The organism is Hyphomicrobium sp. DMF-1, from assembly GCF_027886585.1.
In the GTDB taxonomy this organism is placed as follows: domain Bacteria; phylum Pseudomonadota; class Alphaproteobacteria; order Rhizobiales; family Hyphomicrobiaceae; genus Hyphomicrobium_C; species Hyphomicrobium_C zavarzinii.
In genome coordinates this window covers 19,255-40,969 of the sequence record NZ_CP115706.1, presented here as the reverse complement: position 1 = coordinate 40,969, position 21,715 = coordinate 19,255, and the positions used below count along the sequence as shown (strand labels likewise).

The following is a 21,715-nucleotide window of genomic DNA, read 5'->3' as shown; positions in this document are numbered from 1 at the left end:
GGTCTGTCCCCACCTGGTCTCTTCGAGTTCGGGTCGCTGTCGTTATTTCTCGCGCAGTCCGTGACGCATGGATTGCGATACGGGGTCGAGCATGTACTCAAGAACCGTGCGCGAGCCTGTCGGGATGATCACTTCGACCGGCGTTCCGGGCGTCAGCTTGAGCTCGCCGAGCGCCTTCAGCTCGGTTGGGTCGACGTCGATGCTGACGTCGAACAGCAGCGCGTGCCCTTCGGCATCAGGCCGCGCGTCCGCCGAGCGGTTGCGCACCGTGCCGTGTACGACCGGAAGTTTGCGGCCCTGGGCAGTCAGAACCCTGAGCTCCGCCCGCATGCCCTCGTGCACGTCGAGCGCGTCGCTCGGACGGAGCTGGGCCTTGATGACGATGCCGGATTCGGCCGGCACGATCTCCAGCAGGCGCTCCCCTTTTCCGATGACACCGCCCACCGTGTTGACGGAGAGACCGAGCACATGGCCGCTGACCGGCGCGCGGATGACCGTGCGTGTCAGCACGTCATTGGCGACCCGCTCCCGCTCGGTCGCGTCCGCAATCTTGGTGCGCGCATCCTCGAGCTCCTGTGCGATCTTCACGCGAAAATCGCGTTCGATTTGAACGATTTGGTTCTCGAGCTGACCGATCAGATGCTCGAGACGCGTGACGTGGCCCTGATACTCCTGCTGCTGCCCCTGAAGCGCTGCGGCGGCGCGCTTGAGCTGCAGCACCGGCGAGTTCGTCGCGTAGCCCTTGTCGTAGAGCATCTGCTTGGGGCCAAGCTCCTCCTGGATCATACGGTACTGCTCGGCGACCGCCGTCGACTGGGCCTTGAAGATGTCGATTTGGCTGCGGGCCTGCTTGATCTGCTCGCGGATGGTGCCAACCTGCGTCGCGTTCGCACTGCGCCGGGCTTCGAGAATCTGTTCCTGGGACACCAGAAGCTGCTCGATGGCAGGCTCGTTTCGCCGGTCGGTCAGAGAAGCCGGGAAGTTGATGCGGGGAAGGCCAGCTGATTCTGCTTCGAGCCGCGCCAGCACGGCCGACTGCGTGACGACGGCGGCGCTCTGGATTTCGAGGGCGGCCCGGGGCTGCAACTGGTCGAGCCTGATTAGCTCCTGGCCAGCGCTTACCAGATCGCCCTCCTTCACGAGGATGGCGCTCACGATGCCGCCGTCCATGTGCTGCACCGCCTTGCGGTTTCCGTCCGCGCCGACAACGCCATAGGTGATGGCAGCGCTTTCGATCGAGCTCAACGCAGCCCATCCGCCCAGAAAGCCGAAAAAGCCGAGGACGATGAGAAGGCCGGCGTTGATCAGGCGGCCCGCATCACGGAAATCGGCGCCGAGCGCGGCGTGCGGAGAGGCAGGCGCCGCCGGTGCGGCCGGAGGCGCGGCAGGAGAATCGCCCTTTTGCGACGCGGCGGAGGCATCCGAGGCGATGGTCTGCGCGTATTCCGTCCGAAGCAGCTCGAGCTTGGCCAAGGCGTGTCTCATGCGCGCTCCCCGATGCGTCTCTGACCGACCGGGAAGCCCGGCGCGATGCGTGGCATGACACGCTCGACGGGGCCGAACTCGGCCACCGTGCCGTTGGTAAGAACCAGAACTTTATCAAGCGAAACCAGAATGCTAGGGCGATGTGCGATCATCACGACCGTGGTGCCCCGTGCCTTGAGGGCGACGAGCAGTTTGTGCAGGGCCGCTTCGCCGTCGCTGTCGAGATTCGAGTTGGGCTCGTCGAGAACGACGAGCTTCGGATCCCCGAACACGGCCCGCGCCAGCGCGATGCGTTGGCGTTGTCCGCCAGAAAGCGGAACACCTGATGCCAGCAGCGGCGTGTCGTAGCCCTTCGGGAAGCCGAGAATCATGTCGTGCACGCCGGCGAGCCGTGCGGCCGTCACGATCGAGGCCGCATCCGCCTTCTGGAAGCGGGCGATGTTCTCGGCAATGGTGCCTTCGAAAAGCTCGATGTTCTGGGAGACGTAGCCGGTGAAGGAGCCGAACTGTGCGCGCCCCCACGACCAGACTTCCGCGCCGTCGAGCCGCACGCTGCCCGCGCCCGGCTTGATTGCGCCGACGATCAGGCGCGCAAGCGTGGATTTTCCGGCCGCGCTGGGGCCCACGATGCCAAGGGCTTCGCCGGGGTTCACCGAGAACGAGATGTCGTTGAGGGTCGCGGCGCGGGCGCCGGGAACAGTGTAGGAGAGGCCTTCGACCGAGAGCCGCCCCTCCGGAACCGGCAACTCCATCGTCTTGGGGCGAAGCGGCACGGCAAGAACCTCCTCGACGCGGCCAAGCGCCGCCCAAGCCGAGAGGATCTGCCGCCAAACGCCGACGAGCTGGTCGATGGGCATAAGCGCGCGCGTGCAGATGAGGGACGCGGCGAACAGCGAGCCCGGCGAGATCTCGCGCCCCACCGCGAGCCAGGCGCCGGCGCCCATGATGATCACCTGTAACGCGTAGCGAACGAACTTGATAACGCTCGAAACTGCGGAATTACGGGCGCTGGCCTCGGCCTGCATGCCGATTGCGCGCACGCGGATGTCGGCCCAGCGGCGCGACAGTTGCGGCAGCATTCCCATGGCACGCACGGTTTCGGCGTTGCCGATCACGCCCTCGGTGAGCCGGTAGCTCTCGTCCGTGAGCTTGCCGGAGGTTCCGATCTTTTGACCGACCAGGATCTGGTTGAGTACGGCGAGCCCCATCACCGTCAGCGCGCCGACAAGCGAGATGACGCCGAGAACGGGGTGAAGATAGAAGCAGGCGCAGAGAAAAAGCGGCGTCCAGGGCAGATCGAACAGCGAAATGATGGCGCTGCCCGTCAGCGCGTGGCGAACCGTATCCAGATCGCGGACAGCCCCGCCCTTCGTGGCGTTCGACGTCTCGCCGTCACGCTCCACCAGCCGCTCGAAGACCTGCGTGGACAGTTGCGCATCGAATTGCACGCCCAGGGCGACGAGCAGTCGTGCGCGGATTTCCTCGAGAGCGCTTGCTGCTGCAATTCCCCCAAGAACCGCCACGGTCAGCACGAGCAAGGTCGCGCCGCTTCCGCTGGGAAGCACCCTGTCGAAAACCTGTATTGTATAAAGTGGGATTGAAAGCGTCAGCGTGTTCACGAAAACGCTGAAAACCGCCGCCCACATAAGGAAGCGTTTATAGCCGGACAGGCCGGACCTGAATACAGGCGAGAGGGCGCGCGTCATCTGTTCGAAGCATGCTCATCCAATGGGGCGAATCACTGACGCAAACGCGACGAACGCTACCGTGTTTTATGTCGGACTGAAATGAGCGCGCTGAAGATGCTCATCCGGCCGTCGATATCCGGGAAATAGATCCCGAAATGAAGAGATTCATATTCAACTCGAAATGTCGTTTTTTCGCATTTTGAGCTGCTTGCGTAGGCAACAAAAATAGGCAGTGGAGTCATATAGATGCAAGAGCAGCATAAACTGATTGCACAGCGTTGCGAACTAGCTGGTTTCAATTAGCAGTTTTATTGATGGTGTGATTTACGACTATTTCTCGTAATTTACCAAATAGAAACAATAACGGCGCATTTAATGAGAAGAGTACGGTGAAAAATCCCGTAAAGGGTGTTTCTGACTAATTCAAAAAGTAGCTGCAAGTCGACAAGATATCGGATGCGCTGACGACGAATTAGTGGGGGACGGTCACCGGCGGGGTGCGTTGTTTTGAACAACCGTGTTTGCGGTGAGCGGGAAACGTTAATTCGGGGTCTCTCAAATGGCTGTCGTCAACTTGCCGAACAAGAACACGGCTAATCTGTATACGGCCGCAAGTGTCGATACGCTGATTGGTGGTGCGGCAGTGGATACCGTCCAAATCACGGGCGGTATTGCGAGCGGGAGCATCGACCTCGCGGGAGGCGCCGATAAGCTGACGCTCGCGAATGCGACCAATACGGTGACAGTCTCGAATACCGAGACGGTGATCGGCGGCAATGGGACCGACACCATCACCCTGGGGTCCGCGGCGGCGAAGACCTCGATCAACCTGGGAGCGGGCAACGACAAGCTGACGCTCGGCAACTTCGCGAACACGCTGACCGTAACCAACGTCGAGACGCTCGTCGGCGGCACGGGCGCGGATACCGTCACGCTGGGCTCGGCCCTCGTTAACACCAATTCGATCAACCTCGGCGCGGGCGCGGACAAGCTGACGCTCGGCAACTTCGTCAACACCGGCTCGATTTCCAACGTCGAGACCATCGTCAGCGGCACCGGCGCGGACACCATCACCATCTCCACTCAGATGGTGAACGGCTCCGTCGATCTCGGCGCGGGTCTCGACAAGTTGACGTTCTCCGACGCGGGCGCGAACTCCGCGACCGTTGCGAACGTCGAAACCATCATGGGCGGCGCGATCAACAATACGATCACGCTGAGCAGCATTGCCTCCAAGGCGTCGATCAACCTCGGCGCGGGCGCCGACAAGTTGACGCTGGGCAACTTTGCGAACACCGCCACGGTTGCCAACACCGAGACCATCGTCGGCGGAACCGGCATCGACACCATCAATCTCGCTTCGGCTCTCACGAGCTCCTCGAGCATCAACCTCGGCGCGGGCGCCGACAAGCTGACCCTCGGCAACTTTGCCAACACGGGCACCGTCGCAAACGTCGAAACCATCCTCGGCGGAAGCCTGGCCGATGCTCTGACGTTCGCGGCCCAGGTTTCCAAAGGCTCGATCGATCTCGGCGCGGGCGTCGACTCGCTGAAGCTCGGTAATTTCGCGAACACCGTCACCGCCACCAATGTCGAAAGCCTTCAGGGCGGAACCGGCGTCGATCTCGTGACGCTGAACGCGGCGTTGACGACCTCGCACTCGATCGATCTTGGTGCGGGCTCGGACACGCTGACGCTCGGCAAGTTCAACAACACCGGCACAGTGTCTGGCGCCGAGACGCTCATCGGCAGCACGGGCGCCGACACCATCACGCTCGGCTCGCAGATCGTCAACGGCTCGATCGATCTCGGCGCCGGCAACGACAAGCTGACGCTCGGAAACTTCGCAAACTCCGCCACGATTTCGAACGTCGAGACCATCATCGGCGGCTCGGCAAACAACACCATCACTCTCGCCCAGGGCGCGTCCAAGGGCTCGATCGATCTTGGCGCTGGCGTCGACACGCTCGTTCTCGGCAAGTTCGCCAACACGCTGACGGTTGCCAACACCGAATCGATCCTGGGCAACACCGCGGCTGACACGATCACGCTTACCAATGCGCTGACGTCCGCCACGACCATCAACCTTGGTGCGGGTTCCGATAAGCTGACGCTTGGTAACTTCGCCAACACCGGCTCCGTCGCCAATGTGGAGACCATCGTCGGCGGCACGGCCGCCGACACGCTCGTGTTCACCGGTCAGATCGCAAACGGCTCCGTAGATCTCGGCGCTGGTACGGACAAGATCACGCTCGGAAACTTCGTGAACACGCTCTCGGTGTCCAACATCGAGAGCGTGCTCGGCAACAACCTGACCGACACCGTCAGCCTCGGCGCGGCACTGACCAGCGCGCAGACCATCGATCTCGGCGGCGGAAACGACAGGCTGACCCTCGGAAACTTCGCCAACGCTGGCACCCTCTCGAATATCGAGACGGTGACCGCGGGCACCGGTGCCGACACCATCACGTTCGCGACTCAGATCGTGAACGGTTCTATCGATCTCGGCGCGGGCGCCGACAAGGTCGTGCTTTCGGGGACAGGCGCCAACTCCGCCACCATCTCCAACGTCGAGACCATCATCGGCGGATCGGCCAACAACACCATCACCATCGGTTCGACGCTGACGAACGCCTCGATCGACCTCGGGGCCGGCAGCGACAAGCTGGTTCTCTCGCGTTTGCCGTCCACGGTCACTGTGTCCAACGTCGAGACCATCGTCGGCGGCTCGGTGAATGATGCGGTCACGCTCGGCACCGCGCTCACGAACAGCCACAACATCGATCTCGGGGTTGGCAACGACAAGCTGACCCTCGGCGCGTTTGCGAACTCCGGCACGATTGCCAACGTAGAAACGCTCGTCGGCGGCTCCAACACCGACACCATCGCCTTCTCGACCGTCGTTTCGAAGGGCGTGATCGATCTCGGCGGCGGCACCGACAAGGTGACGCTCGGCAACTTCGCCAACACCGCGACCATCTCGAATGTCGAGAGCATTACGGCCGGCACGGGCGCCGACACGATCAATCTCGCCTCTGCGCTCACGACTGCACACGCCATTGATCTTGCGGCAGGAAATGACAAGCTTACGCTTGGCAACTTCGCCAACACCGGCACGCTCTCCAACGTGGAGACCATCGTCGGCGGAACGGGCGCCGACACCATCACGCTTGGCACGGCGATCCTCAACGGCTCGATCGATCTCGGCCTCGGCGCCGATAAGCTGACGCTCGGCAACTTCGCCAACTCTGCTACGATTTCGAACGTCGAGACCATCGTCGGCGGCTCGGCCAACAACACCATTACCCTTGGTGCGCCCGTATCCAACGCCTCGATCGACCTCGGCGCAGGATCGGACAAGCTGACGCTCGGCAACTTCACCAACACCGCAACCGTCTCGAACACGGAAACCATCGTCGGCAACGCGGGCGCGGACAAGATCACGCTCGGCACCGCGCTCGGCGCGTCTAACAGCATCAATCTTGGCGCGGGAACGGACGCTCTGACGCTCGGCAACTTCACCAACACCGGCACCATTTCAGGCGTCGATAGCCTGCTCGGCGGCACCGGCGTCGACACGATCACGTCCGCGACGCAGCTCACCAACGCCACAGTCAACTTGGGCGCTGGCGTCGACAGCTTCGCGCTTGGCAACTTCGCGAACTCCGTAACCGTGTCCAACGTCGAGAGCCTGGCCGGCGGCACAGGCGCCGATACCATCACGCTCGGAACTGCGCTCACCACGGGAACGTCGCTCGATCTTGGCGCGGGTGCGGACAAGCTGGCGCTCGGCAACTTCGCGAGCAACACCGGCACCGTTTCGAACGTCGAAACCATCACCGGCGGCACGGGCGCCGACGTCATCACCATTGCCACGCAGGTGTCGAACGGCTCGATCGACCTCGGCCTCGGAGCCGACAAGCTGACGCTCAGCAACAGCGTCAACACGGCGACCGTCGCCAATATCGAGACCCTGGTCGGTGGCTCGGCCAACAACACCATTACGTTCGGCACGCTGGCGTCCAACGCGTCGGTCGATCTCGGTGCTGGCACGGACAAGCTCATCCTCGGCAACTACGTCAATGTCGCCACGGTTTCGAACGTTGAAACTCTGACCGGTGGCTCGACCTCCGACACCATCACGCTCGGCAGCGCGCTGACCGGCGGCACCATCATCGACCTCGGTGCGGGCGCGGACAAGCTCATCCTCGGTAACTTCGTCAACACCGGATCGGCTAACAGCGTCGAGACCCTGATCGGTGGATCGCTCGCAGACACCATCACGGCTGGAACGGTCGTCTCCAACGCGTCTATCGATCTTGGCGCCGGCAGCGACAAGCTCGTTCTCGGCAACTTCGCAAACGTTGCGACGGTCTCCAACATCGAGACCCTCACGGGTGGCACCGCGGCAGACACCATGACGCTGGGTGCGGCCCTCACCACGGCGCAGGCAATCGACCTTGGCGCCGGAAACGACAAGCTAACGCTCGGTAGCTTCGCCAACAACACAGGCACCCTCACCAGCATCGAGACCATCGTCGGTGGCACCGGTGCGGACGTCCTCACTATCGCGACGCAGGTGTCGAATGGCTCCGCGGATCTCGGTGTCGGCGCGGACAAGCTGACGCTGGGTGATTTCGCCAACGTCGGTACGTTCTCGAATGTCGAGAGCATCGTCGGCGGCTCGACCACCGATACCATCACGCTCGGAACCGCCGCCGCAAACGCATCGATCGACCTCGGCGCGGGCTCCGACAAGCTCGTGTTCGCCAATTCCGGCAACACCGCCACTGTTTCGAACATCGAAACCATCGTGGGCGGCAGCGCGAACGACAGCGTGACGCTGGGCAGCGCCCTCACGGCCGGCCAGAACATCAACCTCGGCGCGGGCGCGGACAAGCTGACGCTCGGAAACTTCGCCAACACCGGCTCGCTCTCGAACGTCGAGACCGTGATCGGCGTGGCAGGTGCCGATACCGTGACGCTGACCACCCAGGTCTCGAAGGGCCTGATCGACCTCGGCAGCGGAAGTGATACGCTGACGCTCGGCGATTTCGTGAACGTCGCGAGCATTGCGAACGTCGAAACGCTGGTCGGCGGCTCGCTGGCTGACACCATCACCCTGACCGCGGCGCTCACCTCGTCGAGCTCGATCGACCTTGGCGCCGGAAAGGACATCCTCAACCTCGGCAAGTTTGCCAATACGGGCTCGGTCTCCAACGTCGAGACGCTGATCGGCTCGACCCTCGACGACACCATCACGTATGCAACCCAGGTGTCGAACGGTTCGATCGACCTCGATGCAGGCAACGACAAGCTGACGCTCGGAAACTTTGCCAACACGGCCTCGGTCTCCGACATCGAGACGATCGTCGGTGGCTCCGATGCCGACACGATCACGGTTCAGACCATCCTGTCGAAGGCCTCGGTCGATCTCGGCGCGGGCAGCGACAAGCTGACGCTCGGCAACTTCTCGAACACCGTCACGGTTTCCAACGTCGAGTCGCTGGTCGGCGGCACGGGTCTGGATACGGTCAGCCTGGCCTCGGCCCTGACCACCTCCACCAACATCAACCTCGGCTCCGGAAACGACACCCTTACCCTGGCCAACGTCGCCAACACGGGCTCCGTGTCGAACGTGGAGACCGTCGTCGGTGGCTCCGATGCCGACACGATCACGCTTGCGACCCAGATCTCTAACGGCTCGGTCGATCTCGGATCTGGCGCCGACAAGCTGACGCTGGGTGATTTCGCCAACTCCATCGAGGTTTCCAACGTGGAGACCCTGGTCGGCGGATCGGCCGCCGATACCGTGACGCTGGAGTCGGCTCTGACGACCTCGAGCTCCATCGATCTGGGCGCGGGCGCCGACAAGCTGATCCTCGGCGCCGCAAGCGCCACCAACACCGGCTCTGTCTCCAACGTCGAAACGATCATCGGCGCGACCAGCGCTGACGCCATCACCCTTGGTACGGCCGTCTCCAACGGCTCGATCGACCTCGCTCAGGGTAACGATACCCTGACGCTGGGCGACTTCGTCAACACCGCCACGGTTTCGAACATCGAGACTGTCGTCGGCGGATCGGACTCTGATACCGTCACGCTCAACTCGGCCGTCATAAAGGGATCGATCGATCTCGGCGCCGGCGATGACACGCTCGCTTTCGGCAACTTCACCAACGTCGCCACCATTGCGAACGTCGAGACCGTCTCGTTCGGAAGCGGCGCGGACACCATCACGTTCGCAAGCCAGCTCTCGAGCGGATCTCTGAACCTCGGTGCGGGCGCCGATACCCTCACTCTCGGAAACTTCGTCAACTCGGGCACCGTGCTCGGTGTCGAGACGCTGCTCGGCGGCAGCGACGCCGACACCATCTCGCTTGGCAGCGTGTTCACCAGAGGCTCGGTCGATCTTGGTTCGGGAGCGGATAGCCTGACCCTCGGCAACTTTGCCAACATCGGCAGCGTCGGCAACGTCGAGACGCTGGTTGGCGGAACCGCCAACGACACCCTGACCATGATGACCGTTCTGTCGAACGCATCGGTCGATCTCGGATCCGGCGCGGACGTCCTGACGCTGAAGAGCGGCAACAACGTCGCCACCATCGCAAACGTCGAAACGCTCGTCGCAGGCACGGGCAACGATACGATCACGCTCGCAAGCGCGCTCACCACCGGAACGACCATCGATCTCAACGTGGGATCCGATAAGCTGGTGCTCGGCGACTTCGTGAACACCGGCTCGGTCTCCTTCGTCGAGACTCTGATCGGCGGTTCGGATGCAGATACCATCACCTTCACGTCGATCGCGACCGGCCAGGTGGACCTTGGTGCCGGCGAAGACAAGCTGGCGCTCGGCAACTTCCTGAACAACGTCACCGTCTCTAACGTCGAAAGCATCTCCGGCGGCTCCAACGCCGACACCGTCACGCTGGGGGCTCAAGCCACGGGCTCCGTATCCATCGATCTCGGGGTCGGTGCAGACAAGCTCGTGCTCGGTGATTTCGTCAACGAGGCCACGCTCTCGAACATCGAGACCGTCGTCGGCGGCTCGGACGCCGATACGGTGACCGTCGCCACGCAGCTCAACAAGACGTTGATCGACCTGGGCGCCGGCTCCGACAAGCTGACACTCGGCGACTTCGCCAACAACGGCACGATCACGAACGTCGAAAGCCTGATCGGCGGCTCGGAAGCCGATACGATCACGCTCGGCTCGGTCATCACCACGTCCAATAGCATCGATCTGGGTGCGGGCGCCGACAAGCTGACCCTCGCCAACGGCGCGAACACGGGCTCAGTGTCCAACGTCGAGATCCTCGTCGGCGGAACCGGTGCTGACGTCATCACCTTCTCGACGCAGGTCTCGAACGGCTCGGTGGACCTGGCCTCCGGCGCCGACAAGCTGACGCTCGGCGACTTCGACAACACGCTGACCGCGTCTGGCGTCGAGACCATCATCGGCGGATCGCTGGCCGACCATGTCACTTTGTCCTCACTCGTCTCCAACGCGAGCGTCAATCTCGGCGCGGGCAGCGATATCCTCGCTCTCGGCGACTTCGCCAACGTTGTGACGGTTGCAAACGTCGAGACCATGACCGCGGGCTCCGGCAACGATTCGATTGCCTTCTCCGCTCAGGTTTCCGATGCCTCGATCGATCTCGGCGGCGGAACCGACGCGCTGACGCTCGGCAACTTCGCCAACACCGCCACGCTCGGAAACATCGAGAGCGTTCTCGGCGGCTCGGGTGCCGATGCCCTTACCTTCGCCAACGCGCTGACTGGAGCGACGATCAATCTCGGGTCCGGCTCGGATTCGATAACGCTCGCCGACGCGAGCAACGTCGCGACCGTCTCGAACGTCGAAACCATCATCGGCGGCTCGGGCAGCGATGCCATTACGCTCGCGACGGCCCTTACCACCAGCACGCAGGTGGACCTAGGCTCGGGCGCGAACCGCCTGACGCTGGGCGACTTCGCCAACACCGGCACGGTGAGCGGCATAGAGACGCTGACCGGCGGTACGGGTGCGGACGTCATCACGCTCGCCACGCAGATCTCGAACGGCGCAGTTGATCTCGGCTCCGGCGCCGACAAGCTTACGCTCGCCGACGCTGTGAACACGCTGACGGCATCCAGCATCGAGACCCTGACCGGCGGCGGTGATAACGACACGGTGACCGTTGCAACGCAGCTCTCGAACGCCTCCGTGGATCTCGGGGCGGGCGCCGACAAGCTCATGCTCGGCAACTTCGCCAACACCGCGACTGTCGCCAACATCGAGACGCTGGTCGGCGGCTCGGAAGCCGACGTCATCACCGTCAGCGCAGCGCTCGACGGCTCGAACAGCATCGACCTCGGGGCCGGCGCCGACAAGCTGACCCTCGGCAACTTCGCCAACAGCGGATCGGTCGGAAACGTCGAGACCCTGCTCGGTGGCTCCAGCACCGATGAAATCACGATCGTGTCGCAGCTCTCGGGCGCATCGATCAACCTCGGCGCGGATGTCGATAGCCTGACGCTCGGCGACTTCGTCAACTCGGCGACCATCTCGAACGTGGAATCGATCCTCGGCGGCTCGGACGCAGACACGCTGACGCTGGCCACGCAGGCCTCGGCCATGTCGGTCGATCTCGGCAGCGGAACGGACGCCCTCATCATGGGTGATTTCGCCAACACCATCACGCTCTCGAATGTCGAGAGTGTGCAGGGCGGCAGCGCGGCTGACACCGTCACCTTTGCAACGCAACTTTCGAACGCGACCATCAACCTCGGCTCGGGTGCGGACGTCGTAACCCTGGCAGACCTCGCCAACACGGTTACGATCTCGAGCGTCGAGACCATCAACGGCGGAGCTGCGGCCGATAGCGTGACGCTCGGAACTGCTGTCTCCAACGGCTCGATCGATCTCGCCAGCGGCAACGACACCCTGACCCTCGGAAACTTCGTCAACGTGGTCTCGGTTTCGAATGTCGAGACCGTCCTCGGCGGCACGGATAGCGATACGGTCACGCTGAGCGAGATCCTGACTACCGGCCAGAAGATCGACCTCGGCGACGGCAAGGACAAGCTCACGCTCGGAGACTTCCTCAACGTGGGCTCTGTCTCACACGTTGAGACCATTGTCGGCGGCTCGGATTCCGACACCATCACCCTGGCGACGCAGGCCTCCAGCGGATCGGTCGACCTGGGCGACGGCTTCGACGTACTGACGCTCGGCAACTTCACCAACACGCTCACCGTTTCGAACGTGGAAACCGTCCTCGGCGGAACGGACGCCGATACGGTGACCCTCGGCGCAATCGGCTCGGAAGCCTCCATCAACCTCGGCTCGGGCAGCGACACCCTGACCCTTGGCAACTTCGCCAACGTCGTCACGGTTTCGAACGTGGAGACCCTGATCGGCGGGACCGCGGCCGACAAGGTGACGATCGGCTCGGCCCTGAGCGGAGCGAACAGCATCGACCTCGGTGCGGGCGCTGATACCTTGACGCTGGGCGACTTTGCCAACACCGGCTCTATCTCGAACGTCGAGACCCTGATCGGCGGCACGAACGACGACACCATCACTTACTCGACCCAGATCTCCAACGGCTCGATCGATCTCGGCGCGGGATCCGATAAGGTCACGCTGGGCGACTTCACGAACAGCGCGACGGTTGCAGGCTTCGAGACGCTGATCGGCGGATCGTCGGCCGACACCATCACGGTGGGTGAGCTCACCGGCAGCGAGGTCATCGATCTCGGCGCGGGCAACGACAAGATCACCTTCGGCAACACCGCCAATACGGCAAGCGTCTCAAACGCTGAAACCATCATCGGCGGCAGCGATGCGGACACGATCACGATCGGAAGCGCGATCGTGAAGGGCTCGGTCGATCTGGGCGCGGGCATCGACAGCCTGGCACTCGGCAACTTCGCGAACACCGTGACGGTGGACAACGTCGAGAGCCTGAGCGGCGGCTCCGCAGCGGATACGGTTACCATCGGCACGCAGGTGTCCGACGGCTCGATCGATCTCGGCGCCGGCTCCGACAAGCTCACGTTCGGCGACTTCGCCAACAACGCGACGCTCTCGAACGTCGAATCGTTCGTCGGCGGCTCCGATGCGGACACCATCACCCTTGCCACCGCGATGGTAAACGGCGATAGCATCAACCTCGGCGCTGGCAACGACAAGCTCGTGCTCGGCGACTTCGCGAACACCGGCCTCGTCTCCAACGCGGAGACGGTGATCGGCGGCATCGATACCGACACCATCACCATCGGTACGCAGGTCTCCAACGGCTCGGTCGACCTGGGCGATGGCGAGGACAAGCTCGTACTCGGCAACTTCACTAACTCCGCGACGCTGTCCAACGTGGAAAGCGTGGTCGGCGGCACGGGCATCGACACCCTGCAGCTCGCAACCGCCCTGTCGGTCACGAGCAACATCAACCTCGGCGCCGGCAACGACAAGCTGACGCTCGGCGACTTCGTGAACGCCGGTACGCTCTCGAACATCGAGACGATCATTGGCGGCAGCGATGCCGATACCATCGCCCTCGGATCGGCGCTAACGACCTCGGCCTCGATCAACCTTGGCGCTGGCAGCGACACGCTCACGCTGTCGGATGTCACCAACACGGGCTCGGTCTCGAACGTCGAGACCATCGTCGGTGGCGCCGTTACCGATACCATCACCGTCGCCACCCAGCTCTCGGATGGCTCGGTCGACCTCGGTGCGGGTAACGACAAGCTCACGCTCGGCGATTTCGTCAACACCGCGACGATCTCCAACGTGGAGACCGTGACCGGCGGCAGCACGACCGACACCATCACGCTCGGCAGCGCGATGGTATCCAAGAACCTGATCGATCTCGCCGCTGGCAACGACAAGCTCACGCTCGCCGACACGGCGAACGTCGGCTCGGTCGCCAACATCGAGACACTGGTCGGCGGCGCCGATGCAGATACGATCACCTACACCGCGGAAGCCTCCAACGCGTCCGTGGATCTCGGAACCGGCGACGACACGCTGACCTTCGGTAACTTCAACAACACGGCCACGGTCGCCAACGTCGAAACCATCTCTGCGGGCACTGGTGCCGACACAATCACCATCACCACGGCCCTGTCGGTTGCGGCCAGCATCGACCTCAAGACCGGCGTCGACAAGCTCGTACTCGGCAATTTCGACAACACCGCCACGGTGTCCAACGTCGAAACCGTCACGGGCGGCAGCGCAAGCGACGTCATCACGCTGGGGACCGTCCTCACGAGCTCGAGCATCGTCGACCTCGGCGCGGGCACGGATAGCCTCACGCTCGGCAACTTCTCGAACGCCGGCTCCGTCGCCAACGTGGAATCGATCCTCGGCGGCAACGGCGCGGATGCAATCACCATCTCGACCCAGATGTCGAACGCGGTTGTCGATCTCGGCAGCGGCGCCGACACCCTGACCCTTGGCAACTTCGCCAACTCCGGCACGGTCTCGAACGTCGAGACCATCGTCGGCGGCACGAGCGACGACACCATCACGGTCGGATCGCTCCTGTTCAAGGGCTCGGTGGACCTCGTTTCGGGTAACGACAAGCTCACGCTCGGCGACTATGCGAACGTCGCATCCATCGCCAACGTGCAGACCCTGATCGGTGGCGGCCTCGCCGACACCATCACGATGTCGGCCCAGGTTTCGAACGCCAAGATCGATCTCGGCGCGGATTCCGACAAGCTGACGCTCGGCAACTTCGCCAACACCGTGACGGTCTCCAACGTCGAGACGCTGATCGGCGGATCGGCCAACGACACCGTCACCATCGGTGCGGCGCTCGACAACAACAACACCATCGATCTGGGCGACGGCACCGACAAGGTTACGCTGGGCGACTACACCAACATTGTCACGATCTCCAACGTCGAGACCATCGTGGGCGGCTCGGGTGCCGACAGCGTCACTCTGGCGAAGGCCCTGACGACCTCGAACACCGTCGATCTCGGCGCCGGCCTCGACCAGCTCTCGCTCGCCGCCTTCGCCAACACCGGCTCGGTTGCGAACGTCGAGACGCTCACCGGCAACTCGGGTATCGATACGATCACCTTCACGAGCCAGATCTCGAACGGCCAGATCGACCTCGGCAACGCCGCAGATCAGGTTACGTTCGGCAACTTCGCCAACAACGCCACCCTGCTGAACGTCGAGACGATCGTCGGCGGCTCCGCTGCAGACACCATGACGCTGGGAACCGCGGCCTCGAACGCATCGGTCAACCTCGGCTCCGGTAGCGACAAGCTCGTCCTCGGCGACTTCGCAAACAAGCTTACGGTCTCGGGTGTCGAAACCCTGATCGGCGGCGCGGATATCGATACGGTGACCCTCGGTGATCAGCTCTCCGGCGCCACGGTCGACCTCGGCGGAAGCAGCGACACGCTGATTCTCGGCGACTTCACCAACACCGGAACCGTCTCGAACGTCGAGAGCATCCTTGGCGGCAGCGGTGCGGATACGATCGCCCTCGCCACGCTTGCCAACGATGCCTACGTCAACCTCGGAGCGGGAACCGACAAGCTGACGCTCGGTGACTTCGCGAACCAGGTCACGCTTGCGAACGTTGAAAGCGTCGTCGGCGGCACGGGTGCCGATACAGTTACACTTGCTACGGCTCTGACCACCTCGAACAACATCGACCTCGGGGTCGGCAACGACAAGCTCGTGCTCGGCAACTTCGCCAATACCGGCACGCTGTCGAACGTCGAGACGGTCGTAGGCAACGCGGGTGCCGACAGCATCACCTTCGGAACGCTCGTCTCCAAGGGCTATGTTGACCTGGGCGACGGCACGGACACTGTCACGCTCGGCAACTTCGCGAACGTGCTCTCCATCGCCAACGTCGAATCTCTGCTCGGCGGCAGCGATGCGGATACGGTCACGGTCAGCACCGCCCTGTCGAATGCGACCATCAACCTGGGTGCCGACAACGACAAGCTAGTGCTCGGCAACTTCGTGAACACCGCGACGGTCTCCAACGTCGAGAGCCTGGTCGGCGGCTCCACCAGCGACTTCATCACGCTGGGCGCTGCACTGACGACCTCCGACACCATCAACCTCGGCGCGGGCGTCGATAGCCTCACGCTCGGAAACTTTGCCAACACCGGTACGGTCTCCAACGTCGAGTCGATCATTGGCGGCACCGGCGCTGACGCAATCACGCTTGCGACCGGCATCACCGACGGCTCGATCGACCTTGGAGCCGGCAGCAACAAGCTGACCTTCGGAAACTTCACCAACTCGGCGACGGTCTCGAACGTTCAGACGATCGCGGGTGGCTCGGTAAGCGATACTGTCACTCTTGGCACCGCTCTCTCGGGCAGCAACAGCATCGATCTCGATGCCGGTAGCGACAAGCTCGTGCTCGGCAACTTTGCCAACACCGGCTCCGTCTCGAACGTCGAAACCCTGGTCGGCGGCACGGGTGCCGACACCATCACCTTCTCGACGCTCCTCTCGAAGGGCGCCGTCGATCTGGGTGCGGGCCTCGACAAGCTGACGCTCGGCGACTTCGACAACGTTGCGACCGTCTCCAACGTCGAGACGATCATCAGCGGCACGGGTGCGGACAGCATCACCATCGCGTCCGAGCTCAGCAATGCCTCGATCGATCTGGGCACGGGTAGCGACAAGCTCACGCTCGGCAACTTCGTCAACGTGGCGACGGTTTCCGGCGCGGAAAGCATCACGGGTGGCGCGGACAACGACACCATCACGCTGAGTGGCGCGCTGGCTGGCACCGAAAGCATCAACCTCGGCGCCGGAAGCGACACGCTTATCCTCGCCAATGCGGCCAACACCGGAACTGTCTCGAACGTCGAGACCCTGCTCGGCGGCACGGATGCGGACACCATTACGGTCGCAACCCTGATCTCCAAGGGTCTGATCAGCCTCGGAAACGGCGCTGATACGCTGAACCTCGGCGACTACGCCAACGTGGCGACCATCTCGGATGTCGAGACGATCGTGGGCGGCAGCGCCGCGGATACGCTGACCCTCGGCTCGGCTCTGGGTGCAAGCAACTCGATCGACCTCGGTGCTGGCAACGACAAGCTGACGCTAGGCGACTTCACCAACACCGGCTCGCTTTCCAACGTGGAGAGCCTGGTTGGCGGCTCGGGCGCCGACACGATCACCTTCGCGACACAGCTCTCGAACGGCTCGGTCAATCTCGGCGGCGGCAACGACAGCGTCACCCTCGGCGACTTCGCCAACACGGCGACGGTCTCGAGCGTCGAGAGCATCCTCGGCGGCAGCGATGCCGACACCATCACCATCTCCACCCAGCTCGTCGATGGCGTCATCGACCTCGGCTCGGGCGCGGATGTCCTGACCCTCGGAAACTTCGCCAACAACGGCACGATCTCGAACGTGGAGAGCCTGGTCGGCGGCGGATCTACCGACACCATCACGCTCGGCACGGCGCTCGTGAGCTCGGCTAACATCAACCTCGGCGCGGGTGCTGACACCCTGACCCTGGCTGACGTCGCCAACGAAGGCACGATCTCCAACGTCGAAACGCTCAACGGCGGCAGCGCGGCCGACACCATCACGGTCGCAACGCTCCTGTCCAAGGCCCTGCTCAACCTCGGCGCAGGCTCCGACTCGGTCACCCTGGGAGACTTCGCGAACTCTGCGACCATCTCCGGCGCGGAAACCGTGGTCGGCGGCTCGCTGGCCGACACGATCACCCTGGGATCGGCTCTCGGTGCGTCCGACAGCGTCGACCTCGGTTCTGGCAGCGACAAGCTGACGCTCGGCAACTTCGTCAACACCGGCTCGGTCTCGAACGTCGAGACGCTGGTCGGCGGCGCGGACAGCGACACCATCACCGTCACAACCCAGGTGTCGAACGGCTCGATCGACCTGGCGGAGGGCACCGATAGCCTGACGCTCGGCGACTTCGCGAACACCGCGACCATCTCGAACGCCGAGAGCATCCTCGGTGGCTCGCTGGCCGACGTGATCACGCTACGGGCGGCTGCCTCCAACGCGGTCATCAACCTCGGCTCGGGCGCCGATATCCTGACGCTCGGCAACTTCGCCAACGTCGCGACCCTCGGCAGCGTCGAGACAGTCACCGGCGGAACGAGCACCGACATCATCGCCTTCAATGCGCAGGTGTCGAACGGCTCGATCGATCTCGGTGCCTCGTCCGACTCGGTGACCTTCGGCGACTTCGCGAACAGCGCGACCGTCGCCAACACGGAAACCATCATCGGTGGCTCCGCCGCCGACACCATCACCGTCTCGACGCAGATCTCCAAGGCTGCCGTGGACCTCGGTGACGGCGCAGACAGCCTGACGCTCGGCGACTTCGCCAACACGGCGACGATCTCGAACGTCGAGACCCTGATCGGCGGCACGTCGGTGGATACCATCACGCTCGGTGCGGCTCTCACCTCCTCGAGCCTCATCAACCTCGGCGCGGGCCTCGACAAGCTGACGCTCGGCGACTTCGCCAACACCGGCTCGGTCTCCAACGTCGAGACCCTGGTCGGCGGCGCGGATGTCGACACCATCACCTTCGCCACACAGGTGTCGGATGCCGCGATCAACCTCGGCGCCGGTGCTGACAGCCTCACCCTCGGCAACTTCGCCAACACCGCGACCATCTCTAATGCGGAGTCGGTCCTTGGCGGATCCGCCGCGGACACAGTATCGCTCGGTGCGGGAACGTCCGAGACCATCATCGACCTCGGTGTTGGCAACGACGTCCTGACGCTCGGCAACTTCGCGAACAGCCTGACGGTCTCTGGAGTCGAGACGCTGACCGGCGGCATCTTCGCCGACAGCGTGACCCTGGGCAGCGCGATGGCCTCGTCGAACGCCATCGATCTCGGCGCCGGCGCCGACACGCTGACGCTCGGCAACTTCGCCAATACCGGCTCGCTCTCCAACGTGGAGACGATCATCGGCGGAACGGGCGCGGATACCATCACCCTCGCGACGCAGGCCTCGAAGGGCTCGGTCGACCTCGGAGACGGGGCGGACAAGCTCACCCTCGGCGACTTCGTCAACTCGGCAACGGTTGCTCATATCGAGACGCTGGTCGGCGGAACGGACAACGACACCATCACGCTGGCCTCCGCGATCAACGTGTCCGACAGCATCAACCTCGGTGCCGGCAGCGATAAGCTGACACTGTCCGACTTCATGAACACGGGCTCCGTGTCCAACGTCGAGACGCTGATCGGCGGCTCTGACTCGGATACCGTCACGATCGCGACGCAGGCCGTGAACGCCTCGCTCGATCTTGGCGCCGGTATCGACGCACTCACCTTCGGCAACTTCGCCAACTCGGCGACGGTCTCGAACGTCGAGTCGATCGCCGGCGGCTCTGCTGCCGACACGATCACCCTCGGCGCCGCGGCGTCCGATGCACTCATCGATCTCGGTGTGGGCAACGACACGCTGACGCTCGGAAACTTCGCGAACACCGCAACGATCTCCGGAGTAGAGACGCTGGCCGGCGGCACCTCGTCCGACAGCATCACGCTCGGCAGCGCGCTCGGTGCCTCGAACAGCATCAACCTCGGTGCGGGCAACGACACGCTGAAGCTCGGCGACTTCACCAACACCGGCTCGGTCGCCGGCGTCGAGACGATCATCGGCGGTGCGCTGGCTGACACGATCACCATCACGGACATCGTTTCGAAGGGCTCCTTCGATCTGGGTGACGGCGGTGATAAGCTGACGCTCGGCGACTTCGCGAACACCGCGACCGTCGCTCATGTCGAAACGCTGAACGGCGGATCGGGCAACGACACCATCACGCTGGCAAGCGCGCTCGGTGCCTCCGACCTGGTCAACCTCGGCGCAGGCAGCGACAAGCTCGTGCTGAGCGACTCGGCGAACTACGGCTCGGTCTCGAACGTTGAAACCCTGACGAGCGGCAGCGACTCCGACAGCATCACGATCGCAACCCAGGCAACCAACGTCTTGATCGACCTCGGCGCCGGTTACGACAGCCTGGTGTTCGGCAACTTCGCCAACTCGGCAACGCTGACCAACGTTGAATCGGTCCTTGGCGGCTCCGCTGCTGATACGATCACCTACACCTCGGCAGTCAACGGGGTGATGATCGATCTCGGCGCCGGCGCAGACTCGCTGACCTTCGGCAACTACACGAACACGGCAACCGTCTACCACGTCGAATCGGTCGTCGGCGGAACGGGAACCGACTCGCTCACCTACGGCTCGCAGGTCTCCAACGGCTCGGTGGATCTGGGCGCCGGCAACGATACCCTGACACTCGGCGACTACGTCAACACCGTGACGGTGGGCAACGTGGAAACGATCGTGGCGGGTGCCGATGCGGATACCCTCACCATTGCCACGCAGATCACCAAGGCCAACATCAACCTTGGCGACGGCGCGGACAAGCTGACCCTCGGCGACTTCGTGAACTCCGGTCTCTCGGTCTCGAACGTCGAGACCCTGATTGGTGGTTCGGCCGCGGATACGGTTGTGCTGTCGACGGTCGCGGTGGATGCCTTCTTCGATCTCGGTGCGGGCAGCGACAAGCTCACCTTCGGCAACTTCGCCAACGTGGCGACGGTCTCCAACGTCGAAACTCTGGTGGGTGGCGGCAACATCGACACCATCACGCTGGGCTCGGCGCTCACGACCGGAATGTCTGTCGATCTCGGCGCCAACGTCGATACCCTGACGCTCGGTAACTTCACCAACGTCGGCTCGGTGGCGAACGTCGAGAACCTGATCGGCAACGCTGGCAGCGACACGGTGACCTACACCACCCAGGTGGCGGGCGGCTCCATCGATCTGCTCGGCGGCAGCGACAAGCTGACGTTCGGCAACTTCTCGAACACCGCGACGGTTTCCAACGTCGAAACCATCGCCGGCGGCTCGGGTGTCGATACGATCACGCTTGGCGCCCAGGCCTCCAACGCTTCGATCGACCTTGGCGGCGCGTCCGACAAGCTCACGCTCGGCGACTTCGCCAACACAGTCTCGGTTGCGAACGTTGAGACGGTGATCGGCGGAGCGGGTGCAGATACTATCACGGTCACGGCAGGCACGAGCCACATCCGCGGCGGCGGCGGCATCGACCACGTGACGGGCGGCAGCGGCGCGGACACCTTCGTGTTCGATCAGAACTCGGCCGGCAGCCACATGGTCGTCATGAACATGGGCACGGGCGCAGACCGGATCGGCCTCGACACCGACGCCAACTCGACGGTGAACACCAACACCTACGACACCACCGGCTCGCTCACCAACAACGGCAACATCAAGGCTGTTGCCAACAGCGCGGCGCTCCTCTCGACGACCCTGGCGACGGGCGGCAAGGGTGGCTTCGTCTACCAGCAGGATACCGGCCAGCTGTACTTCAGCACGAACGGCGACTTCACCTCTGGCGGCACGCTGATCGGTGTGATCACCACCGACGGCTCGACGCCCTGGACCTACGACTTCACCAAGTTCATCGACGTCTAGTCAGCGTCGCCACATACAAGTCGAACGGCCGCGTCCCAGGGATGCGGCCGTTTCG

Annotated in this window: 3 protein-coding genes; 1 reads left to right on the top strand and 2 read right to left on the bottom strand. The window is 63.5% G+C overall.

Annotation, left to right across the window (positions count from 1 at the left end; genetic code table 11):
• Positions 1 to 42: 42 nt before the first annotated feature.
• Together PE058_RS00075 and PE058_RS00070 are read right to left on the bottom strand one after the other, a co-directional pair.
• A complete protein-coding gene (locus PE058_RS00075; protein WP_271029551.1) occupies positions 43 to 1,485 on the bottom strand; it encodes an HlyD family type I secretion periplasmic adaptor subunit in 1,443 nt (480 codons plus the stop codon).
• The gene (locus PE058_RS00070) at positions 1,482 to 3,191 is read right to left on the bottom strand and encodes a type I secretion system permease/ATPase (protein ID WP_020085480.1); all 1,710 of its coding nucleotides are present in this window, start codon (positions 3,189 to 3,191) and stop codon (positions 1,482 to 1,484) included. Before PE058_RS00070 ends, PE058_RS00075 begins: the two co-directional genes overlap by 4 nt.
• Before the next feature lie 541 nt (positions 3,192 to 3,732).
• Between PE058_RS00070 and PE058_RS00065 the strand changes: the two genes are divergently transcribed.
• The gene (locus PE058_RS00065; protein WP_271029550.1) at positions 3,733 to 21,660 is read left to right on the top strand and encodes a beta strand repeat-containing protein; all 17,928 of its coding nucleotides are present in this window, start codon (positions 3,733 to 3,735) and stop codon (positions 21,658 to 21,660) included.
• Positions 21,661 to 21,715: the final 55 nt, after the last annotated feature.